Source organism: Hyphomicrobiales bacterium (genome assembly GCA_039989895.1).
GTDB lineage: Bacteria > Pseudomonadota > Alphaproteobacteria > Rhizobiales > JACESI01 > JACESI01.
Genome location: JBDXGY010000005.1, coordinates 1 through 16,698, shown reverse-complemented (window position 1 = coordinate 16,698; position 16,698 = coordinate 1). Strand labels below are relative to the sequence as shown.

The 16,698-nt window shown below is 46.9% G+C and carries 15 protein-coding genes; 11 read left to right on the top strand and 4 right to left on the bottom strand.

All coding sequences use genetic code 11. The features are described from left to right. The 3 genes from coaBC to ABJ081_04875 are packed head-to-tail and all read left to right on the top strand — an operon-like array spanning position 1 to position 2,454. Positions 1-1,224 carry a bifunctional phosphopantothenoylcysteine decarboxylase/phosphopantothenate--cysteine ligase CoaBC gene (coaBC, locus tag ABJ081_04885; protein ID MEP6355997.1) on the top strand — a complete coding sequence of 408 codons (1,224 nt, stop codon included), beginning with the start codon at positions 1-3 and terminating at the stop codon, positions 1,222-1,224. Position 1,225: 1 nt separating this feature from the next. After that, positions 1,226-1,678 (top strand): dUTP diphosphatase, encoded by a 453-nt coding sequence (dut, locus tag ABJ081_04880; protein ID MEP6355996.1) that lies wholly within the window; start codon positions 1,226-1,228, stop codon positions 1,676-1,678. Beyond that, positions 1,675-2,454 carry a molybdopterin-synthase adenylyltransferase MoeB gene (locus ABJ081_04875; GenBank protein MEP6355995.1) on the top strand — a complete coding sequence of 260 codons (780 nt, stop codon included), beginning with the start codon at positions 1,675-1,677 and terminating at the stop codon, positions 2,452-2,454. The genes dut and ABJ081_04875 overlap by 4 nt, the downstream gene beginning before the upstream one ends. Positions 2,455-2,470: 16 nt before the next feature. Here the strand turns inward: ABJ081_04875 and ABJ081_04870 are convergent, their stop codons facing one another. Next, complete coding sequence (locus ABJ081_04870; GenBank protein ID MEP6355994.1) at positions 2,471-3,208, bottom strand: SDR family oxidoreductase; 738 nt, start codon at positions 3,206-3,208, stop codon at positions 2,471-2,473. Then, a complete protein-coding gene (locus ABJ081_04865) occupies positions 3,201-4,241 on the bottom strand; it encodes a D-glycerate dehydrogenase (protein ID MEP6355993.1) in 1,041 nt (346 codons plus the stop codon). Before ABJ081_04865 ends, ABJ081_04870 begins: the two co-directional genes overlap by 8 nt. Before the next feature lie 299 nt (positions 4,242-4,540). Here ABJ081_04865 and ABJ081_04860 point away from each other — a divergent pair, with 299 nt between their 5' ends. Then, on the top strand, positions 4,541-4,957 hold the full coding sequence (locus ABJ081_04860) for an SH3 domain-containing protein (protein MEP6355992.1): 417 nt from the start codon (positions 4,541-4,543) through the stop codon (positions 4,955-4,957). A 50-nt stretch (positions 4,958-5,007) separates the two neighbouring features. Here ABJ081_04860 and irrA read toward each other — a convergent pair whose 3' ends face one another. Beyond that, a complete protein-coding gene (gene irrA / locus ABJ081_04855; protein MEP6355991.1) occupies positions 5,008-5,493 on the bottom strand; it encodes an iron response transcriptional regulator IrrA in 486 nt (161 codons plus the stop codon). 288 nt (positions 5,494-5,781) lie between these two features. Here irrA and fabA point away from each other — a divergent pair, with 288 nt between their 5' ends. The 7 genes from fabA (at position 5,782) to ABJ081_04820 (ending at position 13,126) form a co-directional block, all read left to right on the top strand. Then, positions 5,782-6,297 (top strand): 3-hydroxyacyl-[acyl-carrier-protein] dehydratase FabA, encoded by a 516-nt coding sequence (gene fabA / locus ABJ081_04850; protein ID MEP6355990.1) that lies wholly within the window; start codon positions 5,782-5,784, stop codon positions 6,295-6,297. 37 nt (positions 6,298-6,334) lie between these two features. Beyond that, entirely contained in the window at positions 6,335-7,558 is a 1,224-nt protein-coding gene (gene fabB, locus ABJ081_04845) for a beta-ketoacyl-ACP synthase I (GenBank protein MEP6355989.1), read from the top strand. Positions 7,559-7,571: 13 nt separating this feature from the next. Next, positions 7,572-8,369 carry an enoyl-ACP reductase FabI gene (fabI, locus tag ABJ081_04840; protein ID MEP6355988.1) on the top strand — a complete coding sequence of 266 codons (798 nt, stop codon included), beginning with the start codon at positions 7,572-7,574 and terminating at the stop codon, positions 8,367-8,369. Positions 8,370-8,550: 181 nt separating this feature from the next. Continuing rightward, positions 8,551-10,026, top strand: coding sequence for a PAS domain-containing methyl-accepting chemotaxis protein (locus ABJ081_04835; GenBank protein ID MEP6355987.1), 1,476 nt, complete (start codon positions 8,551-8,553; stop codon positions 10,024-10,026). 292 nt (positions 10,027-10,318) lie between these two features. Continuing rightward, a complete protein-coding gene (locus ABJ081_04830; protein MEP6355986.1) occupies positions 10,319-11,446 on the top strand; it encodes an aminotransferase class V-fold PLP-dependent enzyme in 1,128 nt (375 codons plus the stop codon). 46 nt (positions 11,447-11,492) lie between these two features. Further along, entirely contained in the window at positions 11,493-12,428 is a 936-nt protein-coding gene (locus ABJ081_04825) for a rhodanese-related sulfurtransferase (GenBank protein ID MEP6355985.1), read from the top strand. Positions 12,429-12,439: 11 nt separating this feature from the next. Next, positions 12,440-13,126: a glutathione S-transferase gene (locus ABJ081_04820; protein ID MEP6355984.1), complete on the top strand. Its 687-nt coding sequence runs from the start codon at positions 12,440-12,442 to the stop codon at positions 13,124-13,126. A 52-nt stretch (positions 13,127-13,178) separates the two neighbouring features. On the opposite strand, the gene ABJ081_04815 is transcribed toward ABJ081_04820, so the two are convergent. Beyond that, positions 13,179-16,698, bottom strand: a 3,520-nt coding sequence (locus tag ABJ081_04815) for a cadherin domain-containing protein (protein ID MEP6355983.1), incomplete at its 5' end; no start/stop codon positions are given.

The window sequence follows — 16,698 nt, the reverse complement described above, 5'->3', positions numbered from 1 at the left end:
ATGCTCAATCAAAAACACATTCTTCTTATCCTAACCGGCGGTATCGCGGCCTATAAATGCCTCGATTTTATTCGCCGTCTGCGTGAGCGCGGGGCAACAGTGCGTTGTGTGATGACGAAGTCGGCGGCAGAATTTGTGACCCCGCTTTCCGTGCAGGCCCTATCGGAAAATCCGGTTTATGATGATCTTTTCGATCTCACACAAGAAGATGAGATTGGCCATATCAAATTATCACGCGAGGCGGACCTTGTGGTTGTTGCGCCTGCAAGCGCTGATTTTTTGGCGAAAATGGCCAATGGCTTAGCCGGTGATTTAGCCGGTGCCGTTCTTTTGGCAACAGACAAGCCAGTGCTTGTCGCGCCTGCCATGAACCCCTTCATGTGGAACCATGCAGCGACGCAACGCAATGTGGCGCAATTGAAAGAGGATGGGATTCGCTTCATCGGCCCTGAAACGGGCGAAATGGCGGAGAAAAACGAGGCGGGTCGTGGGCGTTTATCCGATCCGCTTGAAATCGTTGCCGCGATAGAAGACATATTTTCAACGGACATATTGGCCAGTAAACTGACAGGCAAAAAAGTGCTGATTACGGCAGGTCCAACTCACGAGCCGATTGATCCTGTGCGCTATATCGCCAACCGATCATCGGGCAAACAGGGCTATGCGATAGCCGAGGCATTTTTGAATGCGGGTGCGAGTGTTACGCTTGTTTCCGGTCCGGTCAATCTCACAGCCCCGCAGGGTGTCACCTTGATGCCTGTGGAAACGGCGCAGCAAATGCAAGATGCGGTGAAAGCGGCTTTGCCTGCCGATATCGCCATTATGGCGGCGGCTGTTGCTGATTGGCGCGTGGATGGTGCATCGGTTGAGAAAATAAAGAAAGACGGGTCGGGTGATATACCACCTCTCTCTTTCACAGAAAATCCGGATATTTTGCGAGAGCTAAGCCTTTCGGATAGGCGCCCCGCTTTGGTGGTTGGATTTGCCGCTGAAACGCAAAAAGTAATTGAGCACGCAACCGCAAAACTGGACCGTAAAGGCGCGGATATGATCGTCGCTAATGATGTCTCAAGCGAGAGCGCTGGTGGCATTGGTGTTATGGGCGGGGATGAAAACATCATTCATCTCATCACTAAAGATGGCCATGAGACATGGGATAAAATGTCGAAATACGATGTCGCCCGCCGTCTTGTTGACGTGATTGCGGCAGAGGTGAATAAATAAAATGGCAGTCGATGTAATACTCAGGCCTTTGCCTCATTTTGACGGGTTGGAGATGCCTGCATATGAAAGCGATGCGGCGGCGGGTGTTGATCTTCGCGCTGCTGTTGAAGAAGGCGGACCTATAGTCTTGAACCCCGGCGAGCGCGGTTTGGTGCCAACCGGTCTTGCGATGGAATTGCCCGATAATTTTGAGGCACAAATTCGTCCGCGTTCTGGCCTTGCAATAAAGAACGGCATTACCGCGCTCAATTCACCAGGCACCATTGATGCGGATTATCGCGGTGAAGTAAAAATCATTCTGATTAATCACGGCCAAGAGACATTCACTATTGAACGCGGAATGCGCATTGCCCAGATGGTGATTGCGCCGATTGTGCAAGCACGTTTTCATGTGAGCAATGAGTTGAGCGAAACAAAACGCGGGACAGGGGGCTTTGGCTCCACGGGAGTTTGAGCGTGCTGTCACCAGAAGAAATAGAGCGTTATGCCCGCCATATTGTCTTGGCTGAAGTGGGCGGCGCAGGGCAACAAAAACTAAAAGCAGCGAAAGTGTTGGTGATTGGTGCAGGCGGTCTTGGTGCGCCGCTTTTGCAATATCTGGCAGCCGCCGGTGTTGGTACATTAGGCGTTGTTGATGATGATCATGTCAGCCTTTCAAACCTGCAACGCCAAGTCATTCATGATACAGATAGCGTGGGTGAACCAAAAGTTGAAAGCGCTGCAAATGCCATTAAACGCATTAATCCGCATGTGGTGGTGCAGGCGCATAACATGCGCCTTAACAAAGACAATGCGGCTGACTTGCTCAAAGGCTATGACATTATTGCAGATGGTTGCGATAATTTTGAAACCCGCTATCTGGTATCAGATGCTTGTTTCCATGGGAGTAAACCATTGGTCTCTGCCGCCGTTGGTCGTTTTGATGGCACGCTGACAACCTTTAAGCCGCATGAAAGCAATAAAGATGGTGAGAAAAATCCAACATATCGCTGTCTTTTCCCAAATGTGCCAACTGAGGGAAGCGTGCCCGCCTGCGCTGAGGCGGGTGTTCTTGGGGCTTTGACAGGTGTGCTTGGCTCTCTTCAAGCGCTGGAAGTTGTTAAAGAGATCACGGGCATTGGCGAAGGCATGGTCGGGCGGTTGTTATTGGTCGATAGTCTGTCGATGCGATTTGAAACCATCCGCTATAAACGCGACCCGAAAAATCCCCTGAATGGAACTGATAAGTAGCTAGGGTTTTTGATTTTTATAATTTCAACTTCTTAAAAATACTCTCTGGGATCGAGCGAATAATCATCATGATGCAAAACCAGACATGCCGATAGTAAATGACGTTTTTCTTGCGGCGAACGGCTTTATATAAATAATCAGCCAACTCTTTTGGATCAGCGGTAAGCTTTTTCGGTAAATCCATATCTTGTGTCATCTTCGTCGCGACAAAACCGGGCAGCACAGTCATGACGTGAACACCACGCTTCGCCAGTCGATTACGTAAGCCAGATAAAAAGGCCGTAAATCCAGCTTTGGCCGAGCCATAAATATAATTAGTTGCACGTCCACGATCTCCGGCAACTGAACTGATACCAACAAGGACGCCAGACCCTCTACTTTCAAATCGATTGGCAAGTTCGCTCATGATGCTCGCAGGACCTTCGAAATTACTACGCATAACGAGAGCTGCAGCATCCATATCTTTTTCGCTTTCTGTCTGGTCGCCCATTAAACCCACGGCGCATATTGCGATAGTGGGCAGTTCAGAAAGACCATCAAGGAAGTCGGCATGGGAAGTCGTATCCAAAGCGTCAAACTCATGCACACTCGCTTTGACAGAATAAAGACGTTCTATGTCAGCGCGATCAGTATCAAGTGTGTCAGCCGCTCTCGCTGCAAGTTGAATCGGGTATCCCTCTTGAGCAAATCGATGGGCGATCGCCATTCCAATGTCGCTTCTAGCTCCGAGCATAAGAACTGGTGCTTTATTCATAATCCTCGTCTCCATTTTGAGTTGTTTGATTAATCATCTCAAACTGAGGAGGTAGCACTCGATCAGGTGGTCGGTGATTATCTATATAAGTTTGTATATTGATAATAACCTTCTCTCCCATATCGAAACGGCCTTCCAGTGTAGCGGAGGCAAGATGAGGGATGAGAACGGCTTTATGGTCACGTACGAGTTTTAAAAAACGAGGATCAATGCCGGGTTCACTTTCTAAAACATCAAGAGCTGCACCGGCGATTTCGCCCTGTTCAAGTCTTTCAATCAAAGCATCTTGATCGATTACCTGACCACGAGATGTATTGACGATATAGGCGTGTGGCTGGATCAGGCCAAGTGTACGTTTAGACAGAAGATGAAAGGTGGCCGGTGTATAGGGGCAGTTGACGGATATGATATCCATATGGGCCAACATCCGGTCTAGACTGTCCCAAAAAGTTGCGCCCAATTCTTTTTCAACTTCGGCGGCTATTGGGCGGCGGGAATTATAATGGATTGAAAGACCAAAGCCACGTGCGCGTTTGGCAACAGCTTGACCAATGCGACCCATACCAACAATACCCAGCTTTTTGCCCTTTAGTCTGCGTCCGAGCATCCATGTTGGTGACCAGCCCGGCCAATCGCCTGATTGCATAAGAGCCGCTCCTTCAGCAAGGCGGCGTGGCACGGCAAGAATAAGAGCCATCGCCATATCTGCGGTATCATCTGTGGTGACACCCGGCGTCGAGGTAACGATGATGCCTTTGTTATGAGCCGCAGTAATGTCTATATGGTCATGGCCTGTACCAAAACTCGCGATCATTTTTAGTTGTGGTCCCGCCATCTCGATGAGTGAGGTGTCAATTTTATCTGTAACGGTAGGAACAAGAATATCGTAGGTTTTAACAGCCTCTTCTAATACCTCGCGGCTGGGAGCATTTGTTGTTCCGCTGAAGTGCACATCAAACAGTTCACGCATGCGTGCTTCAACTTCATCGGGAAGTTGTTGCGTGACGAATATGCTGGCTTTCTTCTTATTCATTTATATACCGTTTACCTTGAGTGTTGAGGCGATATTAACTCCCGCGCGATATTTTGTAACCAGATGATCAACCATATTGTCTAAGGTCTTAGTCTCTCGTTTTAAAACTCAATTTGAAAGTTCAAGTGTCAGTAATCGTGTTTTATATTTTTCGCTCATTTTCTATATCGTTAGTTTTCGTTTTATCGGTTTTTATATTCCTGTCCAATGACATTTCAGTTTCTCAAGCTAATGACATTAAAAGCGGGATCGATAGTTTGATCACGGGGGCTATAAAAGGCAAGGAAACAGGGCTGCCATTGCCGCGTTTTGTTAGCCTTAAAGGCAAGCGCTCAAATATGCGAATTGGCCCAAGTTTCGATCATCGCATTTCATGGGTTTACGTGAAACGCGGTGTGCCAGTTGAAGTGATACAGGAATTTGAAGTTTGGCGGAAAATTCGCGACTCAGACGGTCAAGAGGGTTGGGTGCATAAAGCGCTATTGTCCAGTCGACGCGGAGTTATTGTTGCGCCGTGGGAAAAGGGCAAATATTTTTCCCTTTTCAACAATCCAGCTCCCAAAGCATCAAAGGCCGCACGACTAGAAGCGGGCGTTTATTCAGATATTGAGGAGTGCGACAAAGATTGGTGCAAAATCAGTGGCGCTAATTATAGTGGCTGGGTGAAGAGCGAATACTTGTGGGGGGTTTACCCCGGAGAAGTAGTCGATCAATAGATGACCTGTGGGAAATCTCCACATTCAACATTTTGCAACATTTGGATAATTTAAGTGTTATTCGTCTTCTTGCGAAGCCGTACAACGACATCCACCCGCACAACTTCCATATTTTCCGGCACATTTGGAATATCTTCAGCACTTATTTGCAGGTCATTTGCGTCAAACACTTCATTGGTATCTTCTAGGAAGAAGTGCTGATGATCGTGTGTATTGGTATCGAAATAATTTTTTGCGCCATCAACACCCACTTCACGCAACAGACCTACATCGGTGAATTGGTGCAAGGTGTTATAGACCGTTGCCAATGATATTTGCATACCAGAGCGCCCAATTTCAGAGTAGAGATCCTCGGCTGATACATGTTTGTGCCCATCCTTGAAAAGAATGTCGGCAATAGCAATCCGCTGGCGTGTAGGTTTAAGACCTGCCTCGCGCAGTTGCTCAACGGTCGTTTTATGAGCCAATGATGTCGATAATGATGTCATCTTATTTTGGTCTTCTTCCCGTAGCCGTGAATCTAATTCACCATTCAATTCTGCTCTTCATATAACATCTCAAATACATGAATGCAAAAAATCTTGAATATTCAGCTCTGACGCAAATCAGATTAGCCCAAAATAACAATGTCGCGGATTTCTCGGCATGGTTGAAACGGTCAATTTGATTTTTTTACTGGCTTTTTAACAAGAACAATACAATCCGCATTGGCATTGGTTATAAAACTCGTTAAGTACTGCCATATCATGATGGTGGATCATGTCTATAGTAGGCCTAACTCAAATTATTGAAATGGGCACCAATACATATGCCGGGAATATAAAATGAAAGAGCGTCAATCTAGCTTTAATTATGAGGAATTGCTCTCATGTGGTCGTAGCGAGTTATTCGGTGAAGGAAATGCGCAGTTGCCCGCACCACCTATGCTGATGTTTGATCGCATAACAGAAGTCTCTGAGACTGGTGGCGCATATGATAAAGGCTTTATTCGCGCTGAACTCGACGTAAAGCCTGATGCATGGTTTTTCCCATGCCATTTTATAGGCAATGAAATTATGCCAGGGTGTCTTGGTCTTGACGCATTATGGCAGTTAACTGGGTTTTACCTTGGTTGGTTGGGTGAACCTGGATACGGCATGGCTCTATCTACTGGAGAAGTAAAATTCAAAGGTATGGTTACACCGAAAACGAAGCTAGTTGAATATGGCGTAGACTTTAAGCGCGTCATGCGTGGCCGTCTTGTTCTTGGCATCGCGGATGGCTGGTTGAAAGCAGATGGCGAGCAAATTTACGCCGCAAAAGATTTAAAAGTAGGATTATCAAAAGAGAAAGCTGGTTAAAATTTTAACGTAGCACTCAATTTGGAAGGATCGCTCAATGAAGCGCGTTGTGGTCACAGGAATGGGGATTGTTTCCTCGATTGGAAATAACACTCAAGAAGTTTTGTCTAGTTTGCGTGAAGCAAAATCGGGACTTTCATTTGCGGAAGATTTTTCTGAGCATGGTTTTCGGTGTCATGTACAAGGCGCACCGACACTTGACCCGTTTGAAGTTTTGGACCGTCGTGTAACCCGTTTTATGGGTAAAGGATCTGCATGGAACTATGTTGCGATGGAACAGGCAGTTCAAGATTCTGGTCTTGAGACGAGCGATGTGAGCGAAAACCCTCGCACGGGTATCATCATGGGGTCTGGCGGGCCATCGACGCGGATCGTTTATGAATCAGCCCTACTCACCGAGAAAAACGGTTCACCAAAACGCATCGGCCCTTTTGCTGTGCCAAAGGCAATGTCCTCGACTGCATCTGCTACCCTTGCAACACCGTTTAAAATTCATGGTTTAAATTACACAATCTCATCGGCCTGCGCGACATCAAACCACTGTATCGGTAATGCTTATGAGGTCATCCAGATGGGCAAACAGGATATTGTTTTTGCTGGTGGCAGCGAAGATCTTGACTGGACAATGTCTAATCTTTTTGACGCCATGGGCGCAATGACATCGAAGCATAACGATACACCTGAAACGGCCTCGCGTGCCTATGATGCAACGCGCGATGGTTTTGTAATTGCTGGTGGTGCTGGTGTGCTGGTTCTTGAAGAACTCGAACATGCCAAAGCACGCGGTGCAAAAATCTATGCCGAGGTTGTTGGCTATGGCGCAACATCTGATGGCCACGATATGGTGGCACCATCAGGTGAGGGCGCTATTCGTTGTATGAATATGGCTTTATCAACCGTCAATGAAAGCGTGGACTATATCAACACACACGGCACATCGACCCCTGTTGGTGACAAGCAGGAGATAGCGGCGATCAAACAAGTGTTTGGTGACAACATTCCGCATATATCCGCAACCAAATCTCTCACCGGCCATTCGCTTGGCGCAACCGGTGTGCAAGAAGCCATTTATTCGCTGCTTATGATGAAAAATTCTTTTGTGTGCGAAAGCGCGCATATCACAGAACTTGACCCAGAGTTTGAAGGCGTTCCAATTGCCCGAAGCCGTATAGACGACATCGACATTAATGTGGCCCTATCCAATTCATTCGGCTTTGGCGGTACCAACGCAACTCTCGTCTTCCAGAAACATATTTCATAACAAGGATAAAGCCATGTCCGGCCTTATGACAGGAAAACGCGGCCTTATTATGGGCGTCGCAAACAATCACTCAATCGCTTGGGGTATTGCAAAAGCGCTCGCTGACCAAGGCGCAGAACTTGCCTTCACGTATCAAGGCGAAGCTTTCGGCAAACGTGTTCAGCCACTTGCGGAAAGTGTTGGCTCTAATCTGCTTATTCCTTGTGATGTTGAAGACATTGAAACGGTTGATGCTGTTTTTGATCGTTTGAAGGATGAATGGGGTTCAATTGATTTTCTGGTCCATGCCATTGCTTTTTCCGACAAGGATGAGCTGAAGGGTAAATACGCGGAAACGTCGCGTGAGAATTTCAGCCGCACCATGGTGATTTCTTGTTTCTCGTTTACTGAAATTGCAAAACGCGCCGCTGAAATGATGCCAGATGGCGGGTCTATGGTCACGCTAACCTATGGTGGCTCCACTCGCGTGATGCCGAATTATAATGTTATGGGTGTGGCGAAGGCGGCGTTAGAATCATCTGTACGCTATCTGGCCATGGACTATGGTCATGATAATATCCGCGTTAACGCGATTTCAGCGGGTCCCGTGCGTACGCTGGCTGGTGCGGGTGTTGCGGATGCACGGCTTATGTATAATTACCAAAAAGAAAATTCACCCCTTGGCAGAACCGTCGATATTTCTGAGGTGGGCGGTACTGGTTTGTACCTATTGTCTGATCTATCATCCGGCGTCACAGGCGAAATCCATTTCGTTGATTCGGGGTATAATATAGTTTCGATGCCAAAACTCAGCGTTTTGAAGGCCGATTGAGCCTTATCTCTGTTATTCAAAGAGCTTTCCGCTTCGCATGGCTGTCTTTTGACACGCTATTGCACCCTTGTGTCTTATTTTTCTTCAAATATTAATGCTATTTGAGCGATGATAACGAATTGCTAAGGATTTTCACGGCATTGTAAGACTTGGTTTACTTCGTTAGAGGGAATGAGCGGGAATGTTTGTCAAAAATAGCAATAGCGACGCAAAATTAGCATCATTAGATAGATCGCAAGCGATCATTGAGTTTAAGCTTGATGGGACAATTGTCGATGCAAATGAGAATTTTCTCTCAGCGCTTGGGTATAGCAAAGAGGAAGTTGTTGGCAAACATCACCGCATCTTTGTAGACCCAGAGGAAGCTAATCATCCAGACTATAAGAACTTTTGGGGTGACTTGAACTCTGGCGAGTTTAAATCCGCCGAATTTCGCCGTTTCACGAAAGACGGTACAGAAATATGGATTCAGGCAACTTATAACCCTCTACTCAATGCTAAGGGCAAGCCATACGGCGTCATAAAATTTGCAACTGATATTACGGAAGCTAAATTAAAAGCGGCCTATAACGACGGGCAGATAGCAGCTATTTCAAAATCACAGGCTGTTATTAGTTTTGATCTTGATGGCAACATTCAAGGTGCAAATAACAACTTTCTCGGTGCGGTCGGTTATGAGCGCGAGGAAATTGAGGGCCAGCATCACCGTATGTTTGTTGACCCCAGTGAAGCTGCATCGCCTGAATATGCCGAATTTTGGGCATCGCTGAAGCGCGGGGAATATAAGTCTGCTGAGTATAAACGCTATGGCAAAGGTGGAAAAGAAATATGGATTCAAGCATCATATAACCCAATTTATGATATGAATGGTAAGCCATTCAAGGTTGTGAAATTTGCAACAGATATCACTGATGCGGTTATTGACCGTGAAAAACGTAAAAAATCACAAGAAGTGATCACTGCTGGCGTTGCGGGTCTCATGGATTCTATATCCAAGACCAGTGAGCAGGCGTCCGCTGTAACAGTCGCCTCTGAAAATGCATCACACAATGTACAATCTGTTGCCTCAGGTACAGAACAATTGTCTGCCTCTGTTGGCGAGATTTCTGGTCAAGTTTCTATGGCTTTGGAAATTTCTGTTGAAGCTGTTAATCAAGCCAATCACACAAATAATATTGTGTCAGGCCTTGCGGATGCTGGCGATAAAATTGGTGAAGTTGTTGAGCTTATTAACTCAATCGCCGAGAAAACAAATCTCTTAGCATTGAATGCGACGATCGAAGCGGCCCGTGCTGGTGAAGCCGGTCGCGGATTTGCCGTTGTTGCTTCTGAGGTGAAGACGCTTGCCACGCAGACGTCGAATGCAACGGATGAAATAAGAACACAGATTGCTTCTGTTCAAACAACAACACAAGAAGCTGTTGGCGCCATTGAATCAATTACAGCAACGATTACGCAGATAAATGAAATTTCAACAACCATTGCAAGTTCTGTCGAGCAGCAGGCGGCAGTGACCAATGAGATTTCTTCGAATATGATGCAGGCATCTCAAGGGGTGGATGACATCAATACCAGCATCAGCGAGATTGCTGATTCTGCGCGTACAGCGACGGATGCAACACAACAAGTGGCAGAATCGTCGCGCGCTATAGGCTAAACCCGCAAAAATAAAATTGAGTTCTTTAAAGGGCGATATGGTTTATGAATGAAACCGTGTCGCCCTTTTTATATTCATCATTATATGACACGCGCAGTGATGTCTCTCGCGATCCCAAACAGCTCTATTACTCTGATACCCTAACATTCTTCGAATGAGCTAATAGAGCCGGTCTTGTTTGTTGTTGCGGCATGAGCGCAGTATATACATATTTATAATAGTCAAAATGTAATTGCGTCTTATTAGCCTATCGATTTGAAGGTGCATAACGCAAGACCAAAGGATTATACCAATGAACAAGCCAATCTCTCTCATTGATCCAGATGGTTTGCTGGAATATTCGGTCGTTTTTACTGATCGCTCGCTTAATCACATGTCGCAGGCGTTCCAAGGCGTTATGCGTGATATTCATGAGATACTTTGTGAAGCCTATAAGGCGGACACAGCAGTTGTTGTCCCGGGTGGTGGGACCTATGGCATGGAAGCTGTTGCTCGCCAGTTTGCAACAGACAAAAAATGCATGGTCATCCGCAATGGCTGGTTTTCCTATCGCTGGACGCAGATTTTTGAAGCCGGCAATATTCCAACCTCAAGCACCGTGTTAAAGGCGCGCCGGATAGCTGATGAGCATCAAGCTGCTTTCATTCCAGCACCAATTGAAGAAGTGATTGCGGCCATCAAATCTGAAAAGCCTGCCGTGGTTTTTGCGCCTCATGTAGAGACGTCATCAGGCATGATGTTGCCGGATGATTACATGAAAGCCGTGGCTGAAGCCGTGCACAACGTGGGAGGTCTTTTTGTACTTGATTGCATCGCGTCCGGCACTGTTTGGGTTGATATGCGTGAAATTGGTGTCGATATTTTGATTAGCGCACCCCAAAAAGGCTGGAGCGCATCGCCATCAAGCGGTCTTGTTATGATGAGCAAGCGGGCTTTGGAGGTTCTGCCAACCACTAAAAGCACAAGCTTTGCCGCTGATCTGGCTAAATGGCATCAGATCATGCAGGCCTATCTAAGCGGTGGCCATGCCTATCATTCGACAATGCCAACTGATGCTTTGCGCGGGTTTCGTGACGCGATGCTGGAAACAAGAGAACAAGGTTTTGATCTGATCAAGCAAAATCAGCTGGAGCTTGGGCGTCGTGTTCGCGATCTTTTAAAGGAAGCTGGCTTTAAAAGTGTTGCTGCAGAAGGCTTTGAAGCACCAGGTGTTGTGGTCAGCTATACAGATGAGACTGATATTCATAACGGTAAAAAATTTGCAACCAATGGAATGCAGGTCGCGGCAGGCGTTCCTTTGATGTGCGATGAGCCGGAAGATTATAAAACCTTCCGTCTTGGACTCTTCGGTCTCGACAAGCTTGGCAACATTGAACGCACGGTAAGTCGATTGAAAGATGTTCTGGGCTTCGTTCTTTAAGAACAAAACCTTTGAAATTTTGCTCAGATGGGATTAGACCGACGACATGGATAACTATGTCGTCGCCGCTCTTTATAAATTCACGTCCCTGCCGGATTTTGAAGTACATCAAAAACCGCTGCAATCAGTGTGCGATGATCATGACGTTATGGGGACGGTTCTACTCGCATCAGAAGGCCTGAATGGCACGATAGCTGGCTCACGCACAGGCATAGATGCAGTGCTGCATCACATACGTACTCAAATTCCAGGTTGTGTTGATCTTGACCACAAAGAATCTTTTGCCACTGATCGCCCATTTTATCGCATGAAAGTACGCCTCAAGCGTGAAATCGTGACCATGGGTGTCGAGGGCGTTGATCCTAATGAGACAGTGGGCGAATATGTAGACCCTGATGATTGGAATGATGTTATCAGCGATCCTGATGTGGTCGTGATTGATACACGCAATGATTATGAGGTCTCAATCGGCACGTTCAAAGGAGCGCTTGATCCTGAAACGACTTCCTTTCGAGAGTTTCCCGATTGGGTGCGCAATAATCCTGAACTGGCCAAGGGCAAGAAGGTGGCGATGTTTTGCACGGGTGGTATTCGCTGCGAAAAAGCCTCCTCTTTCATGAAGACTGAAGGCTTTGACACCGTTTATCATCTCAAGGGTGGTATTTTGAAATATCTCGAAAATGTGCCGGAAGAAGAAAGCTTGTGGGATGGCGAGTGTTTTGTTTTCGACCAGCGCGTTTCTGTCGGTCATGGCTTAAAGGTTGGCGATTATGATATGTGCCATGCTTGCCGCCATCCAATTGATGAGAGCGAAAAAGCCTCACCTCACTATATTCCCGGCGTTTCATGCCCTAGATGTCACGATGCACAAAGTAAATCCCAAAAGCGTCGTTTTGCTGAGCGCCAAAAACAGATTGAAATTGCAAAAAAACGTGGGGAAGAGCACCTCGGCCAGAAGAAGACGGGCAAAAGGGCAGGGTGATGGAGGGCTTATTGTCTGATCAACCGGTCCTTGATGCACATGACCACCCAGTGCTTTACTCCTTCCGCCGTTGCCCCTATGCCATGCGCGGGCGTATGGGCGTTTTTGCATCGGGCATTAAGGTCGAATATCGCGAGATTATCCTGCGCGATAAACCGGACCATATGGTTGCGATCTCACCAAAAGCGACGGTGCCTGTTTTACAACTGCCTGATGGCCGTGTGATTGATGAGAGTCTCGATATCATGTTGTGGGCATTGGACAAAAATGATCCCGATGATTGGTTGTTAAACGATGACCTTTTAGCTGTCATGAAAGCTGAGATTGAGGAAGCTGATAGTACTTTTAAGCGTCATCTCGATCATTATAAATATCCAAATAAATACCCAGATCAAGATGCCATAGAAAATCGCGAAGCGGGGCTTGCCTGTCTCAAAGTTTGGGATCAGCGCTTATCAAAACAGGCTCATCTTTTTGCGGATCAAGTGCGGCTTGCAGATGTTGCGCTTTTCCCTTTTGTGCGCCAATACGCCAATGTCGATCGCGAGTGGTTTGATGCGGCCCCCATCCCCAATGTGCAGCGCTGGCTGGCCTATCATCTGACTTCTGATATGTTCGCTGCGATCATGCCAAAACGAAAACCATGGGCGCCAAATCATGCGCTCACTCTATTTCCATTCATAGAGAACGTAACATAAAAACGGCGCCAGAAGGCGCCGTTTTTGTTTGGATATTCAATTTATTAAGGGCTTAGAACTGTATTTGTTCGATTTCTAAGAAGTCGATCGATGAACCATCATCAAAAGTAATTGTCCCTGCTGAATCATCAGATAATGTGAAGGAATTATCGGTCTGTGATTCAATGCTTCCCTCAGTAAGTGCTAATGTCCAGGAATCTCCAGCTGTTGAGTTTGGCGCGCTGCCAAGCTCGATTGTATCAACCCAGCCGCCACCAGCGCCACCCGAGATCGTATCATTGCCGTCGCCCGCATTAAAGGTGAAGAGGTCATCGCCGCTGCCGCCGTTGAGCGTATCATTGCCCAAGCCACCGGAAAGCGTATCGTCACCACCATTACCAATAATATTATCGTCTCCTGCTGAGCCAATAATAGTATCGTTAAATCCATCACCTCGGATTCCATCGACATCATTAAGTGTGACATCTGTAAAGTCATAATTGACTGCAGAACCATTTGAGCGAAGGGTCTCACCGCCAAGTTCTGAACCATCGATAACTTCAATACCTGAGGTTTCGTTTGAGAAGTCGGCCTGAATTTCAAACGTATTACCACCACCGCCTTCTAAGACAACAGTATCTGTACCGCTGGTTCCTGTATCATTCAGGGTGTTATTTTCGGTTGAGCTTCCAACAAGGGCATTCAACGAATAAGTATCGGACCCTTCTCCGCCATCAAGAGTGTCAACACCGGTGCCACTGGAGATGAAGTCATCCCCATCAGTACCCACCAAGATTTCACCGGCGTTAGTACCGTTGATTACAGTGCCAACATTAATAGTAATATCTTCGATGAGGCTTGCGCCTTCACTATCCGTTGTGCGAATAGAAAGTGTGTGCAAGGCATCGCTTTCAAAGTCGATATCAGCGCCATCTCTGACCACAATCTGATTATCCACAATCTCGAAATTCGCATCACTAACAACATTGCCGTCAGCATCAACTATTGCAAAAGAATGCGTATCGCCTGCATCGAGATCGCTGGCAGATAGATTGGCGACAACTGTTCCAGAAGCAGCATTATCAACAACACTGTTGGAAGAGGTCAGAACAGCCGTTGGGCCATCGTTTCTGCCCGTGACAGAAACAGTCAAAGAGGCTGTCGCTGTTTCACCATTACCATCAGATACGGTATAGGTGAGGGTATCGGTGCTAACTTCACCTTCGGCCAAAGCCAGAACGCTAGGAGCGCTTGGGTCGACTGCAAAAGTATAAGAACCATCAGCCTGAAGCGTTAGTGTTCCAAGATCACCAGTGATTTCTGTGCCGACACTTTGTGCTGAGCCTTCAAAATCAACCCCGACAATGGACAAGGTATCGCCGTCAACATCGCTGTCATTGTCCAGTACATTGCCACTGGCAAAGCCCGCACTTTCTGAAGCAGCCGCAAGGCCGATTGTAATAGATGAGCTATCGATAACATCGATAAAATTAACATCATCAGTTTGCGGGTCTATTTCGTATAGATTATTACCTGTATCGACGAGATAAAGGTTGCCGTCACCATTAGACGCTATAGCGAAAAGATCATCTGTGAATTCAAAATCTTCAGCAATTTGCGTTGTAGGAATATTGCCATCATCATCAATCTGATCAAATTCAATACGAACAAGGGTTTGATCTGTAGTGGCAAGAAACAGCTCACCATTAACTTCGGCAAAATCGCCACCTGAGTTGACGCCGGTGTTCCCGATGAGTGTTGAGGTGCCGTTCTCAGGATCAACAGTGAATAGCGCGTCACTATTAGCGACTGCCACAAATATACTGCCATCTGAACCAGCAACCAGCGCATTAGAGAAACGTGGCAAGTCAGGTGTTGCAATGGTTTCAAGCACATTACCTGTTTCAGGATCAAGCTGCACCAAAGAAGGGTTCGGGAAGGTGATGGCGAACAGGTCACCATCAGCGGTGACCGCAATATCAGCATAGGTTGCACCATTGGTGTCGCCAAGAACCGTAATGTCACCGTTCTCCACGTCAATTGTACCAAATTCGTTTAAGTTGGTGAAATAGAATGTGTCCTCTGGTAGAGCGACACTCACACTTTCACCAATAGCGACGGGCCCTTCATTGATATCACCAACATTAATGGTGACATCATTGGTTGTGCTCAGGCCATGTTCATCGGTTACTGTAACGGTAAGGTCAAAGCTTGGTGTTGTCTCATGATCGAGTGTGACGCCGTCTGCGACCACGATTTGATCGTTTACAATCGCAAAGTTCTCAGAGCCAGTGCCTGAGAGCGTAAGGGTGGTAGCATCGTCATCCGGATCGTTTGCAGCAAGATTGGCAACAACCGTGCCTGATGCAGAATCCTCGTCGACGGCGACAGTGTCAATATCTTCTTGCACAACGGAAATATTGTCCAAAATACCGTCATTGCGCGATGTGTTGTCAGACGTATCATCAAAAGTCAGTGTTGTTGAGGTTGAGTCAGCAACAAAGGTAAAGCTAAACTCCGTTAAACTATCAAAACCTGCATTGATATTCTCATCCAAAAGTGTTGTTGCACCTTCGGCTGTGATTGAAAGCTCCTGTGCATTGGTTTGATTGCCAATGGCTCCATAATCGAAAGTGAGTGTGTAGGTTTCGCCAACGACTGTCTCAATGGTTTGTTCAATGGCGCCGCCTTCTTGGTTGAGGTTACCAAACTGGGCTGTGTGGTCACTGTCGCCAGACAGAACAGTGCGTACAACAACTCGACCATCAGATGTTGTAAAACCAGTTAAGTCACCTGTTTCAAAGCCGCCATTTTCAACAATGTTTGCTGTTCCGATATTAACTGTCGGCGCTTCATTGATGTCACCGACATTAATGGTGACATCTGATGTCGTTGTAAGGCCACCAGCATCTGTTGCCGTCACTGTTAGGTCGAAGCTTGGTGTTGCCTCATGATCAAGGGTGACATCTTGTGCAACAAAGATTTGTCCGCCTGCAACGATAAAGTTCTCAGCGCCTTCGCCTGATAGCGTGAATGTATGGCTATCACCGGCATCAACGTCAGATACAGATAAAGTGGCAACGGGCGTGCCGGGAAGAACATTCTCATCAACTGAGGAACCATCGATGACAAGATCAGTTGGTGCTTCATTGACGTTTGTGACTGTTACTTCAAGCGGTGCGGTTGATGTCTCAGTGCCATCAGAGGCTGTGACGGTAAGATCAAAGCTTGGTGTTGTCTCAAAGTCGATTGTCACACCGTCAGCGATCACAACTTCACCGTTGTCATTAACGGAGAAGTTCTCAGAACCTTCGCCAGAAAGCGTAAAGGTGAGGGCATCGCCGTCCACATCGGAGGCTGCCAAGGTTGCGACCACAGTTCCTGGTGCAGAGTTCTCTGCTGTTGACTGATCGCCACCAATGGTAATCTCAGATGGGCCTTCATTGATATCACCAATAGTAATGGTGACGTCATTTGTTGTAGATAAAGCATCGCCATCAATACCGGCATCTGTTGCCGTCACTGTAAGATCGAAGCTTGGTGTTGCCTCATGATCGAGTGTCACACCTTCGGCGACGCGGATCTCATTGCCA